The sequence below is a fragment of the Variovorax sp. AB1(2024) genome, from assembly GCF_037482385.2.
GTDB lineage: Bacteria > Pseudomonadota > Gammaproteobacteria > Burkholderiales > Burkholderiaceae_C > Variovorax.
This window is the reverse complement of record NZ_JBBHKP020000001.1, coordinates 3,886,056-3,903,321: the sequence shown is the minus strand read 5'-3', so window position 1 is coordinate 3,903,321 and position 17,266 is coordinate 3,886,056. Positions and strand designations below refer to the sequence as shown.

At 69.8% G+C, this 17,266-nt stretch carries 11 protein-coding genes; 3 read left to right on the top strand and 8 right to left on the bottom strand.

The genetic code is table 11. The features are described 5' to 3' along the window. Window positions 1–259: 259 nt before the first annotated feature. Entirely contained in the window at window positions 260–1,624 is a 1,365-nt protein-coding gene (locus WIX39_RS18160; protein ID WP_409195541.1) for a homoserine dehydrogenase, read from the top strand. Between the two features lie 9 nt (window positions 1,625–1,633). Here WIX39_RS18160 and WIX39_RS18155 read toward each other — a convergent pair whose 3' ends face one another. The 3 genes from WIX39_RS18155 to WIX39_RS18145 are packed head-to-tail and all read right to left on the bottom strand — an operon-like array spanning window position 1,634 to window position 4,366. After that, the gene (locus WIX39_RS18155) at window positions 1,634–2,032 is read right to left on the bottom strand and encodes a PPC domain-containing DNA-binding protein (protein WP_409195540.1); all 399 of its coding nucleotides are present in this window, start codon (window positions 2,030–2,032) and stop codon (window positions 1,634–1,636) included. A gap of 4 nt (window positions 2,033–2,036) precedes the next feature. Further along, complete coding sequence (pgm, locus tag WIX39_RS18150) at window positions 2,037–3,692, bottom strand: phosphoglucomutase (alpha-D-glucose-1,6-bisphosphate-dependent) (protein ID WP_409195539.1); 1,656 nt, start codon at window positions 3,690–3,692, stop codon at window positions 2,037–2,039. Further along, window positions 3,689–4,366 carry an HAD family hydrolase gene (locus tag WIX39_RS18145; protein ID WP_409195538.1) on the bottom strand — a complete coding sequence of 226 codons (678 nt, stop codon included), beginning with the start codon at window positions 4,364–4,366 and terminating at the stop codon, window positions 3,689–3,691. Before WIX39_RS18145 ends, pgm begins: the two co-directional genes overlap by 4 nt. Before the next feature lie 178 nt (window positions 4,367–4,544). On the opposite strand from WIX39_RS18145, the gene WIX39_RS18140 reads away from it, so the two are divergent. Both WIX39_RS18140 and WIX39_RS18135 read left to right on the top strand, forming a co-directional pair. Beyond that, a complete protein-coding gene (locus WIX39_RS18140; RefSeq protein WP_409195537.1) occupies window positions 4,545–4,874 on the top strand; it encodes a hypothetical protein in 330 nt (109 codons plus the stop codon). Window positions 4,875–5,096: 222 nt separating this feature from the next. Beyond that, the gene (locus WIX39_RS18135) at window positions 5,097–6,389 is read left to right on the top strand and encodes a putative bifunctional diguanylate cyclase/phosphodiesterase (RefSeq protein ID WP_409195536.1); all 1,293 of its coding nucleotides are present in this window, start codon (window positions 5,097–5,099) and stop codon (window positions 6,387–6,389) included. Between the two features lie 19 nt (window positions 6,390–6,408). Here the strand turns inward: WIX39_RS18135 and WIX39_RS18130 are convergent, their stop codons facing one another. The 5 genes from WIX39_RS18130 to bcsQ are packed head-to-tail and all read right to left on the bottom strand — an operon-like array spanning window position 6,409 to window position 17,266. Beyond that, window positions 6,409–10,737, bottom strand: coding sequence for a cellulose synthase subunit BcsC-related outer membrane protein (locus tag WIX39_RS18130; protein ID WP_409195535.1), 4,329 nt, complete (start codon window positions 10,735–10,737; stop codon window positions 6,409–6,411). After that, on the bottom strand, window positions 10,713–11,975 hold the full coding sequence (gene bcsZ / locus WIX39_RS18125) for a cellulose synthase complex periplasmic endoglucanase BcsZ (protein WP_409195534.1): 1,263 nt from the start codon (window positions 11,973–11,975) through the stop codon (window positions 10,713–10,715). The genes WIX39_RS18130 and bcsZ overlap by 25 nt, the downstream gene beginning before the upstream one ends. A gap of 7 nt (window positions 11,976–11,982) precedes the next feature. Beyond that, complete coding sequence (bcsB, locus tag WIX39_RS18120) at window positions 11,983–14,316, bottom strand: cellulose biosynthesis cyclic di-GMP-binding regulatory protein BcsB (protein WP_409195533.1); 2,334 nt, start codon at window positions 14,314–14,316, stop codon at window positions 11,983–11,985. Continuing rightward, the gene (gene bcsA, locus WIX39_RS18115) at window positions 14,313–16,472 is read right to left on the bottom strand and encodes a UDP-forming cellulose synthase catalytic subunit (RefSeq protein ID WP_106934412.1); all 2,160 of its coding nucleotides are present in this window, start codon (window positions 16,470–16,472) and stop codon (window positions 14,313–14,315) included. The genes bcsB and bcsA overlap by 4 nt, the downstream gene beginning before the upstream one ends. Beyond that, window positions 16,469–17,266 (bottom strand): cellulose biosynthesis protein BcsQ, encoded by a 798-nt coding sequence (gene bcsQ / locus WIX39_RS18110; RefSeq protein ID WP_106934413.1) that lies wholly within the window; start codon window positions 17,264–17,266, stop codon window positions 16,469–16,471. Before bcsQ ends, bcsA begins: the two co-directional genes overlap by 4 nt.

Below are 17,266 nucleotides of genomic sequence, written 5' to 3'. Positions count from 1 at the left end.
GGGCTGCGGTACACTCCGGCCCTTCATGCCGAGCCATAACTTCATCCCCGCATCCAGCGCAGCCCTGATGGCTCGCATGATGCCGCCTGCCTCCGCGCAGGCGATGGTTGTTGCTCGAATGATTACCACCATTACCACCGCGGCCACCTGAGCACGCGCAGGTGGCCGTTCCGGCAGCCACCTGGTGTATCGCTCTCTCCCCCGAACGAATGAACCCAGCTCTGGCAGCTGGGTTTTGTTTTTTCGTCTGGAGATGTCCATGTACCGCGATCCCGTTGAATCCCTCGAGCCCCTGCACGACAGCCGCCCGGCCGTCACCCGTACCCTGCGCGTGGGGATGATCGGCATCGGCACCGTGGGCTCGGGCACCTTCCGGGTGCTGGCCCGCAACCAGGCGGAGATCGCTGCCCGCGCCGGCCGGGCGATCGAGCTGGTGATCGTCGCGGCGCGCAATCTCGATCGCGCCGCGGGCATCGTGGGAGGGAGCGTTCCCCTCACGGCCGAACCGATGCAGGTCGCCACGCATCCCGAGGTCGACGTGGTCGTCGAAGTAGCCGGCGGCACCGGTCCGGCGCTCGACTGGGTGCTGGCCGCCATCGCACACGGCAAGCACGTGGTCACCGCCAACAAGGCGCTGCTGGCGGTGCACGGCGCCCGCATCTTCGCGGCCGCGCGCGAGCAGGGCGTGGTGGTGGCCTACGAAGGCGCGGTGGCCGTGAGCATCCCGATCGTCAAGGCGCTGCGCGAGGGGCTGGCGGCCAATCGCATCGAGTGGGTGGCCGGCATCATCAACGGCACCACCAACTTCATCCTGAGCAAGATGCGCGACGAGGGCCTGGACTTTGCCGCCGCGCTCGCGCAGGCGCAGGCGCTGGGCTATGCGGAGGCCGACCCGACCTTCGACATCGAGGGCATCGACGCCGCCCACAAGCTCACGCTGCTCGCCGCCAACGCCTTCGGCATGCCGCTGCGGTTTGCCGATGCGCAGGTCGAGGGCATCAGCGGCCTGCAGGGCATCGACGTGGCCTGCGCCGAGCAGCTCGGTTTTCGCATCAAGCTGCTGGGTGTCGCGCGCCGGCGTGCGGCCGGCGTCGAGCTGCGCGTGCAGCCCGCGCTCGTTCCCGCGGACCACCTGATGGCGCAGGTGAAGGGCTCGATGAACGCCGTCATGGTCAAGAGCGATGCGGCCGGCCTCACGATGTACTACGGCGCCGGCGCGGGCTCCGAGCAGACCGCATCTGCCGTGATCGCCGACCTGGTGGACGTGGCACGGCTCGACGGCGTCGCTGCCGCGCAGCACGTGCCGCACCTGGGCTTCCATGCGCATGCGACGAATGCCCTGCAGGTGCTGCCGCGCGCGGCCGTCGACACCTTGCACTACCTGCGCGTGCCGGTGCGGGCGGCCAGCCAGATCCAGGCGGTCACGGCTTGCCTCGGCGAGCAGAAGGTGCCGGTGCGGCAGGTGGCGCTGGCGGCCGAACGGCCTGGCCAGGGCCCGCAGGTGCTGGTGTTGACCGGGCAGGTAGCGCAGGGCACCGTGGACCTCGCGGTGCATGCGCTGCAGGAGCACGCGGCCGTGGCCGGCGCGGTGACAACGCTGCGGGTGGAAGAACTCGCCGGTTGAACCCGGTGTTCAGGCCTTGGGGCGTGGCGCGAGTTCGGCGTAGCCCGTCGCCGGATCGTGCGTGCGGGCGAAGTGCCATTGCGGCAGCCACGCGACCAGTATCTCGGCGGTCGTGCGCACCGTGCAGCCCGGCGCGGCATGTCCGCCGAAGACACTTCCCTCGGCGTCCGACACGCTGACGTGCAGGTGCGAGCCGTCCGGCGACAGGCTGCCCGCCAGCGTGAGGATTTCCAGGTCGCCCTCGATGCGGGTGGCATTCGCCGCACCCGCGAAGCGGATGCTCGCCCCGCGCAGGCTGCCGATGCCCGAGACCACGAACGCCGCCTCGCCGCCGCCTTGCTTCAGCGCGAGATCGAGCGACGCGCGCAGGTCGTCGCCGGGGTTCAGCCGCAGCACCAGCGTCTGCACGCCCTCAGCCCCCCGACAGTGCTCCGTCGACCACCTGCTGCGCTTCTTCGAGAATGCGCGCGAGGTGCTCCGTGCCCTTGAAGCTCTCGCCGTAGATCTTGTAGATGTTCTCCGTGCCCGAAGGCCGGGCCGCGAACCAGCCGTTCGCGGTCACCACCTTCACGCCGCCGATGGCCGCGCCATTGCCGGGAGCGTGGCTGAGCACGTCGACAATCTTGTCGCCAGCCAGTTCGGTCGACTTGATCTGCGCGGGCGAGAGGCTGGACAGCCGCTTCTTCTGCTCGACCGTGGCCGCCGCATCCACGCGGTCGGACACCGGCTGGCCCAGCGCCTGCGTCAGCTCGGCATAGCGCTCGCCGGGGTCGCGCCCGGTACGCGCGGCGATTTCGGCAGAGAGCAGGGCGGGCACCATGCCGTCCTTGTCGGTGGTCCATACCGAGCCGTCCTTGCGCAGGAAGGTCGCGCCCGCGCTTTCCTCGCCGCCGAAGGCCAGCGACGCATCGACCAGCCCGTCGACGAACCACTTGAAGCCCACCGGCACCTCGTACAGCTTGCGGCCCAGCCGCGCGGCGACGCGGTCGATCATCTGGCTGCTCACCACCGTCTTGCCGACGGCGGCCTGGGCGGGCCATTGCGGGCGGTGCGTGTAGAGGTAGTCGATCATCACCGCGAGGTAGCTGTTCGGCTGCATCAACCCGGTGCTGCCGGCGACGACGCCGTGGCGGTCATGGTCGGTGTCGCAGGCAAAGGCGATGCCGAAGCGGTCTTTCAGCGCGATCAGCTTGTGCATCGCGTCGGGCGAGGACGGGTCCATGCGGATGCGGCCGTCCCAGTCGAGCGACATGAAGCGGAAGGTGGGGTCGACCTCCTGGCTCAGCACGTTCAGGCGCGCGAGCTTGTAGCGCTCGGCGATCGCCGGCCAGTAGTGCACGCCCGCGCCGCCCAGCGGATCGACGCCCAGGTCGATGTCCACGCCGCGGATGGCGTCCATGTCGAGCACCTGCGCCAGGTCTTCGACGTAGGTGTTGAGGTAGTCGTGCCGGTGGGTGGTGGCGGCGCGCAGGGCCTGCGCGAGCGGCAGGCGCTTCACGCCTTCGAGGTTGTTCGCCAGCATCGTGTTGGCCGCGGCTTCGACGGCCGAGGTGATGTCGGTGCCGGCCGGGCCGCCGTTGGGCGGGTTGTACTTGAAGCCGCCGCTCTCCGGCGGGTTGTGCGAGGGCGTGATGACGATGCCGTCGGCGAGCCCTGCGGTGCGCCCGCGGTTGTAGACCAGGATGGCGTGCGACACGGCCGGCGTGGGCGTGTACTCGTCGTCCTTGGAGATCATCAGCTCGACGCCGTTGGCCGCCAGCACTTCCACCGCGCTGTTGAACGCCGGCGTCGACAGCGCATGCGTGTCGATGCCCAGGAACAGCGGGCCGTCGATGCCTTTCTGCCTGCGGTAGTCGCATATCGCCTGGCTGATGGCCAGCACGTGCCATTCGTTGAAAGCGTTGTCGAAGGACGAACCGCGATGGCCCGAGGTGCCGAAGGCCACGCGCTGGGCCGGCACGGAAGGGTCGGGCCGGCCGGTGTAGTAGGCCGAGATCAGGCGCGGCACATTGACCAGCAGGTCGAGCGGTGCGGGCTGGCCCGCGAGGGGATTGGTGGCTTGGCTCATGTCGATGGAAAGTCGAAGTTGATCAGGTCGCCGATGCGTTCGATGGTGATGTCGGCGGGAGCGTAGGCGGCAATGGCCTGCGCATCCAGCGCATAGTGTCCCTGCCGCACGAAGACCGTCGTCAGACGGTTCCCCCAGACGGCTTTCATGGCCGAGAGAATGCGCAGCTTGTCGTCGATCATCACGTAGTGCCCGGCAGGGTGGCTTTGAGCGACGGCGTCGAGCATTTCTTCCTTGTGCACGTAGATCAGCACGCGGCCGTCGGTGGCGTCCCACAGGCCCGAGCGCTGTACCTTGCGCGGCTGGAATACCACGTCGCCGTCGGACAGTATCACCGTGGGGCCATGCCGGCGCAGGTGTTTCAGCGCGTCGAGCGCGCCCGGGTAGAGGCGGTCGGCGAACGGGTAGTCGATCAGGAAGCCAGATATCAGCAGCAGCCGCGAGTCGCTCATGCCGCGTCGGCTTTCTTCGGCCCGGTAGCGCTGCAGCGCGCCCAGGTAATCGACGTAGCCGAGCTCGGTGCGCAGGGCCTCGAGGGCGTCCCAGTAGCGCGCGGAGCTTTCGGCGCCGAAGTTTTCCTCGAGGTGGGCGTGCAGGTCGGCGATGACGCGGTCGTTGTCGAGCAGGGTGTTGTCGACGTCGATCAGGAAAACGGTGGACGGAGGTTGTGTCATGGGATGTGCGGGCGGCGGCCGTCGATTGGCGCGTCGCATCCAGCATACGCCTGGCGGCCAAGGCCCGGCGACGGCCATGCGAATTAGTTGATGCCTTGCTGCCCGCTGGCTTAACCTCTGCCGCAGAACAGCCCGCTCCCCGATTCCCGGAGTTCCTGGAGGAAATCAATCAATGCATATGACGAACGGCAGGTGCCTCGCCCTGGCCACCCTTGTGTTTGCGCTCGCCGGATGCCAGTCACCGCCGGCCGACAGGCCGCTGACCTCCGACGTTCCCGAGCCGCCAGGCTTCGCGCCGCCGCCCGAGACCTGCCAAGCCGCAGCCGCGCGCTTCGGCCTGGGACTGCGCGTGTCGCCATTGCTGGTCGAGGAAATGCGCCAGCGCGCGGGGGCCCGGATGGCCCGGACCGTGCCGCCCGCCGACTCCCCCGATCCGGCCCAGGACGCCACGCGGCTCAACATCCAGGTGGAGCCGGGCGGCCGCGTGGCGGGTGCTTATTGCGGTTAGGCGCGAAGATAAAGCCCTTTTTTGCATGCACATGTGTTGTGCGCACACAGCGGCTGTCACAAATCCGCGCTCCAACGCGCCGAATAGCCAGAATTGGGAGAACAATAGCCCGCGACTTTCCGGAGCCACAGTCTTTTGTCGATCAAGCAACCTCCCGTCTCTCTGCCGTCGCATTACGACGGCTCGGCACGCCTTCCGCCAGATGAAGTGCTGCGTCCCCTGATGGACGATTGGGCACGTGCGGGCAAGCGTCTCGCGGCCGTGTGCTACCTCGACGTCGATCGCTTCGCGGAACTCAACGACCGCCTCGGCATGATTGCCGGCAATGCGGCGCTCGAAGAGGTCGCGCGCCGCATCAAGGCCCAGCTGCCGCGCGAGAGCGTCATGGCCCGGGTGGGCGGCGACGAGTTCGCCGCCGTGTTCGCCGGCCTGGGCACCTCGCAATGCGCGCAGGTGCTCGAACGCATCCAGAACGCGCTGGCCGAACCCTGGACCTGGCGCGACCAGACGGCAAGCATCGACGCCAGCATCGGCGCGATGATGCTCGACAGCAACGGACCGCCCCCCGAGATCGCCTTGCGCCAGGCGCAGCACGCGGCCTTCTTCGCCAAGCGCGCGGCCGACGGCAAGGTGCACTATTTCGACGCCCCCCAGGCGCGTGCCGACGAGCAGGTGGTGCGCGAACGCCAGCGCATTCAAGAGGGGCTGCTGCAGGGCGAGTTCTTCCTGGTCTACCAGCCGAAGGTCGACATGCGCCGGGGCGAGGTCGTCGGCGTCGAGGCGCTCATCCGCTGGCAGCACCCCGAGCGCGGCCTGCTGCCGCCGATCCAGTTCGTGCCGCTCATCGAGGACGACGCGCTGGTCGAGCAGGTCGGCGACTGGGCCATCGCCACGGCCTTGTGGCAGGCGCACCAGTGGCGCCTGGCGGGCCTGCAGGTGTCGGTCAGCGTGAACGTGGCACCGCGCCACATGATGCGCTGGGACTTCGTCGACCGCCTCGCGCGCCATCTCTCGCAGTTTCCCAAGCTGGGCGCGGGCATGCTCGAACTGGAGATCCTCGAGACCACGGCGATCAGCCAGTTCGCCAACGTGGCGCTGTTCGTGGAGGCCTGCAAGGCGCTGGGCGTGGGCGTGACCATCGACGACTTCGGCACCGGCTATTCGTCGCTGACCTACCTGCGCCAGCTGCCGGTGTCGGCCGTGAAGATCGACCAGTCCTTCGTGCGCGGCATGCTCGACAACGCGCAGGACCGGGCCATAGTGCAGGGCATCCTGGCGCTGCTGCATGCGCTGGGGCTCACGGCGGTGGCCGAGGGCGTGGAAACCGTGAAGCAGGGCGAAGCGCTGCTCGCCATGGGCTGCACGCTGGCCCAGGGCTACGGCATCGCCATGCCGATGGCCGCCAAGGACATCGTGAAATGGGTCGCCGCCTACGAGAGCGCGCCCCTGTGGGGCCGCGACACGACCCCCGACGCACCGGTGCCCGCGCCGCTCGTGGAACCGCCCACGGCCTGAGCCGCGGGCTTTCTTGCTCTTACAGCAGCGGCGTGTAGGGCGAGACCATCGGGCTCAGCGAGGTTCCGCCGCCGAGGCTCGGCACGCCCAGGTTGCTGGAGCCGCCGAACACATAGCGCAGGTACATGCTGCCGGTGAACTGGCGGTAGTTCTGCGCGTTGTTGAAGCCCAGCGCGCCGCCCAGGAACATCTTCGGCGCCAGCTGGTACTCCAGCACCGCGCCGAAGTTGTAGGCGAGGCCGGTCTTCGAACTGCTCGGATAAATGCCGTTGTATGCCGAGCTGCTCAGCCCCAGCGCCAGGGCCGCGTCCGCCACGCGCTGCGCATCGGTGTTGCGCGAGGGGTCGGTGGGGAAGTAGGGCGACGATTTCTGGGTGAACGACTGCACGCCCAGCGAGGCGTTCACGCGCCACGAGAACCGGTTCGCGCGGCCGGTCCAGTCGACCGGGAAGGCCACGCTCACGAAGCTCTGCGGGCTGAAGTAGCCGCCTTGCCCGAAGGTGTAGTAGCTCAGGTTCTTCTGGTAGCCCATCAGCCCGATGTTCATGCCCAGCGTGAGCTTGGAGCTGGGGCTGTCCAGCAGGTGCAGGTAGGCGCCGCCGCCGGTTTCCACGCGCGAGTTGCTCGCCACGTTCTTGCCGGTGAGGCTGTGCGCCGCCAGGTAGCTGTAGATGCCGTAGGTGCCGTCGTCGTAGCCGATGTCGCCGCGCACGCCGGTGGCAACAACGCCGCCCCAGCGTTCGCCGGTGCGCCCGTCCTTTGCGCCGGCGAAGGACAGCACGCTGTCGGTCACCGCGCGGCGGGATATGTCGGCCTTGTAGGTCCAGGAGTCGCCGAAGCTGCCCTTGAAGGTCGCGTTGCCGACCACGTTGGTGGTCGGGAAGCCCAGCGGCGTGGTGCCGATGCCGCCCTCGAAGTTCTTGCCCTCGTAGCCCACGTTCAGGCCGACGCCCGCGGCGTTCTGCTGGCCCGGCGTGGTCTGGCTGGCGATCGAGTTGTAGAAGGCCGTGGGGCCGCCGCCGAAGCGGCTGGCGGTGGAGTAGGCGGAAGAGGGCGTGCCGGCGTCGACCACCGTGGGCGTGACGCCGACGACGATCTTGCCTTCACCCACCGGGAAGCGTGCCTGGATCGGCAGCTGGAAGTCGGAGAGCTGGCTCAGGCCCGCTTCGCCCGCGCGGCTGCGGTACACCGTGCCCGCGGTGAGGCTCACCGCGCGCTGTGCTTCCAGGTCCTGCAGCTCCGACTGCAGCGAGCTTGCCGGTGCGGGCGCCGCGCGCAGCGGCGCGTTCCAGCTCGGCTCGCTGCGCGGCAGCGGCGTGTTGGCTTGCGCATAGGCCGCGTTGGCCGACGGATAGGCGGCCGGCGGATAGCCCGGCGCGGGATAGCCGGCCTGCTGCTGCGGATAGCCGGCAGGCTGCGCCTGCGGAATGTAGACCTGCTGCCCGCCCGGCTGCGCCATGTAGGCGGAAGCCTGCGGCGTGTTGTTGGCGGCCTTGCTGTTGCGCGCGGTGCGCGTGGTGGCGGCGCGGCCCTTGGTGTTCGATGTTGCGGCGGGCGCGGCGCCCCAGGGCAGCGCACCCGGTGCTGCCGCCATCGGGGCTGCCGGATAGGCGGCGGGATAGGCACCGGCAGGGTAGCCCGCTGCAGGGTAAGCGGGGTAAGCCGCATTCGCCGCGACCGGGTAGGAGACGGGCTGCGAGCGTGCCTGCGCGAAGGGATTGCCACCGGCGGCCGGATAGCCGGCGGGCGCGGCCGCGCTCGGCGCGCCGCCGGTCATGCCAGCGAACGGGTTGGCGGGCGGCATCTGCGAAGGTGCGCCGCCCGCTCCCGCGAAGCCGGTCGAGGCGACCTGCCGTTCGGCTTCGACCGCGGCGCGCAGGTACTGCTCGGCCTTGCGGCTTTCGCCCGCGTTGCGGTAGACGCGGCCGGCGGCGGCCAGCACGCGCGACTGGTCGGGTGCCTGCTTCAGCGCGGCCATCACGTAGTTTTCGGCCTCGCCGTGCTCGCGCTGCGCGCTGGCACTGGCGGCGGCGGCCAGCAGCGTGTCGAGGTCGGTCGGGTTGCGCTGCAGGATGCGCTGGTACAGCGCCAGCGCCTGCCCTTCGTCGCGCGCCGCCGAATACAGGCGGGCCAGCGCGGCCATCGCCTGCGGGTCGTTCGGGCGCTCGGCCAGCACCGGGGCCATCGCGTTGTAGGCGGCTTCCAGGTTGCCGGCTTCGCGCAGGGCGTCGGTCTGGCGCAGCGCAAAGGCGATGCGCAGGCTGTCGAAGTCGTTGCGCTGGCTGGCCGTCATGTTGACGCCGGCAAGCTGGCGCAGCACGGCGGACAGTTCGATGTCCTGCTTCGTCTTGAGCAGCACCGACGCATACAGCAGCCGGTCGCCGATGCTCGGCGTGGGCGAGCGTGCGAGCAGCTGGCGGCTCATGGCCAGCGCGCGCGGCGCGTCGCCGATCTCGGCGTAGGCGCCTGCGAGCTGGCCCCACAGTTCGGCCGGCATGTCCGCGCTCAGCGCCGATTCGGCCTGGGCGAGCACGCCGCGCGCGGCGTCGACCTGGCCTTGCCGCGCGAGTGCCTGCGCACGGGCGGCCTGCGACTGCGCCCACAGGCGGCGTTGCAGCGTCGCCATGTCGCGGGTGCGCGAGCCGGCGGGGATGCGTTCGAGGTACTGGATGCCGGCGGCCGAATCGCCGGTTTCGGAGGCGAGCAGGGCGCTGGCGTACAGCGCGTCGGGCATGTCGGGCTGCGACATCAGCAGCCCTTCCATCACGCCGCGGGCTTCGGAGACCATGCCCTGCTTGCGGTAGATGTTCGCGAGGTCGAGCCGCACCCAGGGGCTGTCGGGCGCCGCGAGCATCGCGTCTTCGAGCGTGCGCTGGGCGCCGGCCGCGTCGCCGGCATCCGCCTGCTGGCGGGCCCGGTTGCGCGCCTGCTCGACCTGGATGTCGCGCAGGCCGCCCATCTGCGTGGCCTGCTCGGGCGTGAGGCGGCGCGACAGCGCCAGCGCCTCGTCGGGGCGGCCGGTCTGCCCGTACACCGAGATCAGCCCGCGCAGCGCCTGCGTGTTCTGCGGCCTGCTCTCGAGCACGCGCTTGTAGCCCTGCTCGGCCTGCGCGAAGTCGCCGGCAGCGGCGCGCAGGTCGGCCAATGCGTTCTGGCCCACGGGTTCGCGCGGGTCGATGCGCACGGCGCGTTCATACAGCGACTGCGCACCGCGCAGGTCGTTCTTGCCCTGGGCGGCGCGCGCCTGCCCGACCAGCACCCAGTAGTTGGCGCTTTGCAGCGCCGAGTTCCACTTGGTGGCGCCGCCGCGCACGGCGCGTTCCAGCAGCTCCTGCGCTTCGGCAAAGCGCTCCTGGCGCATCCGCACCAGGCCCAGGCCGCCGAGCGCCTCGGTGTCGTCGGCCTTGGTGCGCAGCGCCTGCTGGAAGCGCTGCTCGGCCGTGGCCGGGTCGCCGCGTTCCAGCGCCTTGAAGCCTTCGCCCACCGGCACGTCGGGCGCATTCGCCGCGGCGGTCCTGGCGGTGGTGAGCGTTTCGAGCCGCGCGGACACGGCGGCATCGGCCTGGTTGTTGCTGAGGTAGTCCTGGTAGAGCGGAATGTCGGGCGCGCGCGCGTCGAGCCAGATCAGCGCCTGCCGCCAGGCGGCGCGCGCGGCGGTGGCCACGGCGGGCTGCTTGGCCAGCTCGACCAGTTCGCGGATGCCCGCGCGGCGCGTCGGTTCGCTGTAGGTCTTCTGCTGCGCGAGCGCGAGCCGGTAGTTGGCGTTTTCCGGGTGGTCCTTCACCAGCTGCTCGAGGCCCTTGCGGCCTTCTTCGATGCCTTGCGGGGTGCTGGCCAGCGCCTGGTAGTACTCCAGGGCCACGGCCTCCGGCGGCGGCCGGTTGTCGAACAGGCTGCGGTACAGCTCCACCGCCTCGGCGGAGCGTCCGGCACGCGCGGCGGCGCGGGCGCGCTGCAAGGTGCCGCCCTGCTGCCCGGGCTGCTGGGCCTGCTGCTGCAGGCGCGCGACGCGGGGATCGTTGGGATGCGCGGCGCGCAGGCGGTTGGTCCAGGTGCGCACCTGCTCGGCGTTGTTGCGCGACAGCTCGACCTGCGCCATGCCGTACATCGCGTCGGCGGATTGCGGGTTGACGCTCAGCAGCTTCTTCCAGCTCTCTTCGGCCAGGTCGGCGCGGCCCTGGGCCTGCCAGTAGTTGCCTTGCTCGATGAGGGCGGCGCTGGCGTCGGCCTGCGCGAAGGCCTGGCCGCCGGTGCCGAGCGCCGCGAGCATGCCGATGCAGGCCAGCCATTGCTGGGTGCGGAAGGAGGGGGGACGCTTCGGCTTCACGCCGGTCGATTGGGACGGCATAGCGTTCTCCATGATGTTTGCAGTTGGCCGTTGCGGCCGAATTCATAGCGGCCGTCGAGCCAGGCCTGGCCGAACAGCAGCAGCACCTGCTCGTAGTAGGGCAGGGGCGCCGCAGCGGCCGTACCGGAGGTCGCCGCGGCCGGCAAGGCGGCACGGCCGCCCGGTACGCGGGCGACCTGCGTGGCCAGCGCCTCGGTTTCGTCCAGCGCCTTGAGGTAGGGCAGCATCGCGCCGGCAAAGCCCAGCGGCGCCATGCCGCGCACCGCACCGGTCACGGTGTCGACGTACTCGGGCACCGGCTGCTTGTCGGCCAGCAGCAGCCGCGGGCCGCGCAGTTGCGCCAGCAGCATCTTGCGGGCCGGGTCCTTGTCGGACAGCATGCCCGCCCAGAGGTAGACGCGAATGGCGTCGTAGCTGCCGGTGACGCCCTTCTGCGGGTCGGCCACGAAGGCGCGCGCATCCTGCGACCAGGCGCACCAGTCGGGCGCGAAACCCTTGGGCGTGACGCTGCCGAACATGCGCAGCGTGTTGTCGGTGACTTCGTGCCAGGGGCCGCTCGGGTCGGCCTGCTGGAAATAGCGCAGCAGCTGCAGCGGCATGTAGCTCGGGTTGAGCCGCCAGAGCGGCCCGCTCGCTACCGACTTGGGCCAGGGCAGCAGCATGCGGCCGAGCCCGGGCAGCGAGATCACGTCGTCGCGCACCGCCAGCGCGAGCAGGCTGCGCCCGAGCGTGCGGTAGCGGTTGTCGTTCCAGAGGCGGCCGGCCTCCATCAGCGCATAGGCGATCCAGAGGTCGGAGTCCGACGCCGCATTCGGGTCGAGCACGCCCCAGCCGCCTTCGGGCTTGCGGCCCCATTGCCAGGCCGGCAGCTGCTTGGCGAGGCTGCCGCCGGCGAGGTTGGCCTCGGTCCAGGCCAGCACGCGGGCGAAGATGTCGCGGTCGTTGTGCACGAGCGCGAAGAACAGCGCGTAAGACTGCCCTTCGGAGGTGGACTGCTGCTGCGCGGTGTTGAAGTCGATCACCCGGCCGTCGGGCTGGATGTGGCGCGCGGCGAAGGCGGCCCAGTCTGTTGCCGGATGGCAGGCAGCGGCTGTGTTCGGTGCAGGCGCCGCGGCGGGCGCGGGCGCCTGTGCACCCGCCAGCTTCGGCAGTGCAAGGGCGAGTCCGGCGGCCGCCAGCAGGTTGCGGCGGCTCGCCAGCGGGAGGGCGGGAGGGCGGAAGGTCGGCAGGCGTCGCATGGGTGGATTATTTGGCCTTGTTGACCGACAGGCGGCGGCGCGCCCGGATCTGCAGGCCCGCATACGACACCGCCGCACCCAGCAGGGCCAGCACGATGACCAGCGCCGCGAGTCCCAGCGGACTGCGCGACAGGTGCCACTGCAGCCAGGTCAGAGGCGGCAGGCGGCCGACGTAATACGTGTCGCCGCCCAGCACGCTGTTGACCTGCGTGTCGCGCACGATGGTCATGCTGCCCTGCACGCGCTTGAGCAGGTCGGGCGTCATCAGCGCATTGAGCAGCGCTTCCTTCGAGTCGGCGTTGGTGATGGCGGCGATCACGCTGCGGCCGCTGCGCAGCGGCGACTCGAAGCCCGCCAGCACCGCGTCGCGTCCGTCGTCGCTCACCGCGATCTGCATGCTGCCCGGCAAGTCTTCGCGGGTGCGCGCGCCGATCACCAGGTCGATGGCGTTGTCGATCCAGCTGCGCAGCTTGAGCTCGGGCGCGTTGCCGTTGCGCTTGAGCGGCATCTTGTCGGCCCACTGCGTGAACAGCGACTGGCTCTGCAGGTTGCCGATCACCAGCAGGTCCTTGTCGGCCCACTGCCCGGCCTCGGCCGAGCGGCCCACCTTCACGCGCAGCGCGGGGTAGCCGGTGGAGCGGCCGATCTGACCCAAGAGACCGAGATAGGTCTCGGTGTCGGCGTCGTTGGGCTGGTCCGGCAGGATCACCGCGGTGTCCGACAGGTCGGCCATGCGCGAGAACGGAAAGCCGCCGTTGGCGTAGGCCGCGAGTTCCGGCATCGCGATGAAATGCGGGAAGCCCGACACGTCGATCTTCGAGGTCGGGTCGATCGAGCCGCGTACGTTGTCCAGCTGCGGCACGCAGCGCCCGCCCACGGGCTCGAAGTAGTAGTGCAGGCGCAGCTGGCTGCGCGGGCCCATGGCCAGCGGCGGCAGGATGACTTCCTTGTGCTCGGCCAGCGTGCCGTCGGGCATCAGCTTCACGGCCAGGGGGTTCCACCAGCGGTCGCCGGCCGGATTGGCCGAGCGCAGCGGCAGGCCGCCCACGAAGTTGTCGTTGACGTTGATGTTCAGCGTCGACTGGTCGGGCCGCACGCGCGGCGTGTAGCGGTATTGCAGGTCGAGCGGAATGCCGCGGCTGCGCCAGGTGAACAGGTCGGGCGGCAGTTGCAGGTTGACGCGGACCACGTCGGGGTTGTAGCCGGTCACCGACAGGTCGGCGGCCGTGGCCAGCTCGCCCAGTTGCAGTGCCCGGTCGCTCGGCACCCAGCGCGGCGCGTCATAGGGCTTGCGCACCGGAGGTTCCTGGAAGGCGGTGACGGCCGCCTGCGCGCCCGCGAAGGCCTTGCTGTTCAGCGCCAGCGCGGCGGCGGCGGTGCGCAGGTCGGCCGGGTTGCGGCCCATCACCAGCAGCAGCTTGCCGGAGGCGTCCTGCGGGTTGTCGACCACCGCCAGCCCCGGGCCCTGTATGGACGGCAGCGTGAGCCCCGCAATGGCCGACTCCGGCGTGACGAACACCACCGCATGGCCTGCCGGCAGCTCGCCGTGCGACACCGGAAAGGTGGCACCGCGGTAGTCGGCCAGCGCACCGAACCACGAAGACAGCACGCCCGCGGCCTCGAGCATCGGCCCCGTGTCGGCGCCGCCGAAGACGAAGGGAATGCGGGCGCGCCGCACGTCGCGGCGATCGAAGAAGGGCTGCGGCAGGGCCGCCAGGTCGTTCGTGAGCTTGAGCGGCGAGACCGTGAGCTTCAGCGTGCTGGATGCGTCCACGCGCGCCCAGAGGCTGGTGTGCGCCGGGTCTTCGCACTCGCGCGTGTAGTGGCCGATCAGCTCGACGTTGATGCGGTTGAACTCGGTGATCAGGCGCCGGTCGATCGGGATGTCGGCCGTCTGCGGCTTGCCCGCTTCGGCATGGCTGACCGGCAGCGTGGCCACCAGCACGTCGTTGACCGTCACCTTCAGGTGCGAAAGCTCGGGAATGAGCGAGGGCGAATAGGCGTAGTTCAGCCTGAACGACGCGGCTGTCACCAGCTCGTCGGCGCGCACGTTGAACGGGATGCCGACGGTGCCGCTGATGCCGCGCAGCTGGATGGCGTAGTCGATGCCGAGCTGCGTGAGGTTGAGCTCGCGCACGGCGCCTGCAAAGGGCGTGGTGTTGGCGGAGGCGGCCGTCGCGGCTGCTGCTGCCGTCGCGGGCGCTGCCGGCAGCAAGGGCGGCGGGACCACGGCGGGCCGGGTTTGCGCCGACGTCCCGTCGGCGAGGGACACGGCGGCAAGCGCGATCGCCAGCATGGCGCAGGGCACGACGCGACGATGCGCGAAACGGGGGGGCGTCACGTGGATTCCTTCGTTTTGACGGGGCGCAGCCTTGAAATGGCCGAACGGTAGTAATGGCTGAACATGTCTCTGAAGCCGGTGCCGCTGATGCTGATGATGTGGCCCAGCACGCGATGGATGGGCACGCGCGGGTGGTTGCCCCAGCGGGCAGCCCAGATGTCGGCGCGCGCCGTGGTGCACTGCACCAGCGCGCGCTCCTGCGCGAAGCTCATGGGCGCGAAGCGCAGGCCCAGGCGCCTGCCGCTGCTGAAGCGCACCGTGGACGCGAAGCGCGATTCCTGGTCGTTGCGGTACAGCGCCACCTCGACCGGGGTCTCCATGTCGAGCTTGAGGTCGCTGGGCAGCTCCACGCCCAGGCCGCCGCTGGAGAAGTCGAAGGTATTGCAGCGCAGCGAGCGGCCGTCGGCAAAGTACAGCGTAGCCGGCAGGTTGAGCTCCACGCGGTGCGCGCCGCGCAGCTGGCGCGACTCGTTGGCCGCGGCCACGCAGGCGCCAAGGATCATCAGGTTGTAGATGGTCCAGGCCAGGTTCAGCCACACGGTGGCGATGTTCTGCGGATCGACCCACGTCAGGCGCCACACGCCCAGGCACACGCCCACGAAGTTGAACGCCAGCAGCACCAGGCTCGCCTTGGCGATGGTGCTGTCGAAGTACTCCTTCTGGATCAGGCCGCCCTTGGCCGTCACGTTGAAGCTGCCGAGCTTGGGGTTGATGAGCGCGACCAGCGTCGGGCGGAAGATGTACCAGGCCAGCACCGCCTCGTACACCTCGTTCCAGAGCAGGTAGCGAAAGCGTCCCTGGATGCGGCTGTTGGTCAGGTTGGCGTGCAGGATGTGCGGCAGCGCGAAGGCGAAGATCATCGACGCCGACGCATGGATCACGCTCGCGCCGAAGTACAGGTAGGCCAGCGGCGCCGTCAGGTAGATGAGGCGCGGCAGGCCGTACAGGAAGTGCAGCATCGCGTTCACGTAGCACAGGCGCTGGGCCCAGTGCAGGCCGCGGCCGAACAGCGGATTGTCGATGCGGAAGATCTGCGCCATGCCGCGCGCCCAGCGAATCCGCTGGCCCACGTGGCCCGACAGGCTTTCGGTCGCCAGGCCGGCGGCCTGCGGCAGCGCCAGGTAGGCCGTGCTGTAGCCGCGGCGGTGCATCTTCAGCGCGGTGTGGGCGTCCTCGGTCACGGTCTCGACCGCGATGCCGCCCACTTCCTCGACGATGGTGCGCCGCAGGACCGCGCACGAGCCGCAGAAGAAGGTGGCATTCCACAGGTCGTTGCCGTCCTGGATCAGGCCGTAGAACAGTTCGCCTTCGTTAGGTACCGTGCCGAAGGTGTCGAGGTTGCGCTCGAAGGGGTCGGCCGAGAAGAAATAGTGAGGCAGCTGCACCATGCCCAGCTTCGGGTCGCGCCCGAACCAGCCCATGGCGATCTGCATGAACGAGCGCGTGGGGATGTGGTCGCAGTCGAAGATGGCGACGAACTCGCCGGTGGTGTTCTTCAGCGCGGCATTGATGTTGCCGGCCTTGGCGTGGCGGTTGTTGTCGCGCGTGACGTGGGTCACGCCCACGTCTTCGCAGAACACGCGGAATTCCTCGCGCCGGCCGTCGTCGAGCACGAAGATCTTGATCTTGTCGCGCGGCCAGTCGATCGACTGCGCGGCCAGCACGGTGGAGCGCACCACCGACAGCGCCTCGTTGTACGTGGGAATGAACAGGTCGATGGTGGGCCACTCGGCCGGGTCGTCCGGCAGCGGCACCGGCTTGCGCTCCAGCGGCCAGGCGGTCTGCACGTAGCCCAGCAGCAGCACCACGAAGGCGTACAGCTCGGCCATCAGCAGCCCGGTGCCCAGCACCAGGTCGACCAGGTTGTCCATGAACATGGTCTCGGTCACGCGCCAGTAGGTGTAGCGCGAGGACACGACGACCGACATGAAGATCAGCACCAGGCTCGCGAAGCGGCCCTTGATGCGGTTGGTGATCAGCGCGGCCACGAAGATGCCCACCGACAGCACGATCTGCTGCTCGAAGGTCATCGGCGTGATGATCAGCGCGGGCAGGATCGCCAGCGCGATCAGCCAGCCGGCGATGCGCACCGGCAGCAGGCGCAGGAAGGCGGGGGCCGGCCGGGGCGGCGGCGCGGACGTGGGGGCGCTGTTCATCGTGTGGATTCCATGGACCTGGGCGCCTGCCGTGCAGCGGCGATGCGCTCGAGCAGACGCTCGGCGCAGGAAGCAATGTCTTGTGTCGCCTGGCTCATGGGCGCATAGCGGTGCACCGGCACCGCGGACGCCAGCGCCTCGGGCACCGACTGGTCGAGGTGCAGCACGCCGAGCAGTTCGGGCCGCAGCCGCTGGCGCAGCATTTCGAAGACGTCGTGGTTCAGCCGCTTGCCGGGGTCGACCTGGTTGACCACGTAGGCGCTGCCGGCGTAGTCGGGGCGCGGGCGGCAGTACTTGTCGACCATGCGCTCGATGATCGGCAGCGTCGCGAACGAGCCGGCATCGGCCAGCACCGGGATCACGCAGAGGTTGGCAGCGCGCAGCACCTGCTGCAGGTAGACCGTGGGGCCCGGCGGGGTGTCGAGCAGCACCAGCATGCCGTCGGGCAGCGCGAAGCGCGCCAGCGTCTCGGCCAGCCACATCGGATGGCGGGCCAGCTGTTGTTCGAAGACGATCTGCCGCTCGTCGTCGACGTCGCCGAAAGGCAGCAGCATGGCGCCACCGTGCGCGGGGCGGATCGCATTCGCCCACGGCATCTGGCCGGTGGCGGCATCCACCAGCCCGGAGTCGCAGGCATGCGGGTCGCTGGCGATGTGAAAGCGCAGGGCGTTCTGCGGATCGAGATCGATGGCGAGCACCTGCTGCCCACGGGCGGCGAGCGCGGTGCACAGATTGGCTGCGATGGTGGTCTTGCCGACTCCACCCTTGGATGAGATGACGGGGATGACGACCAT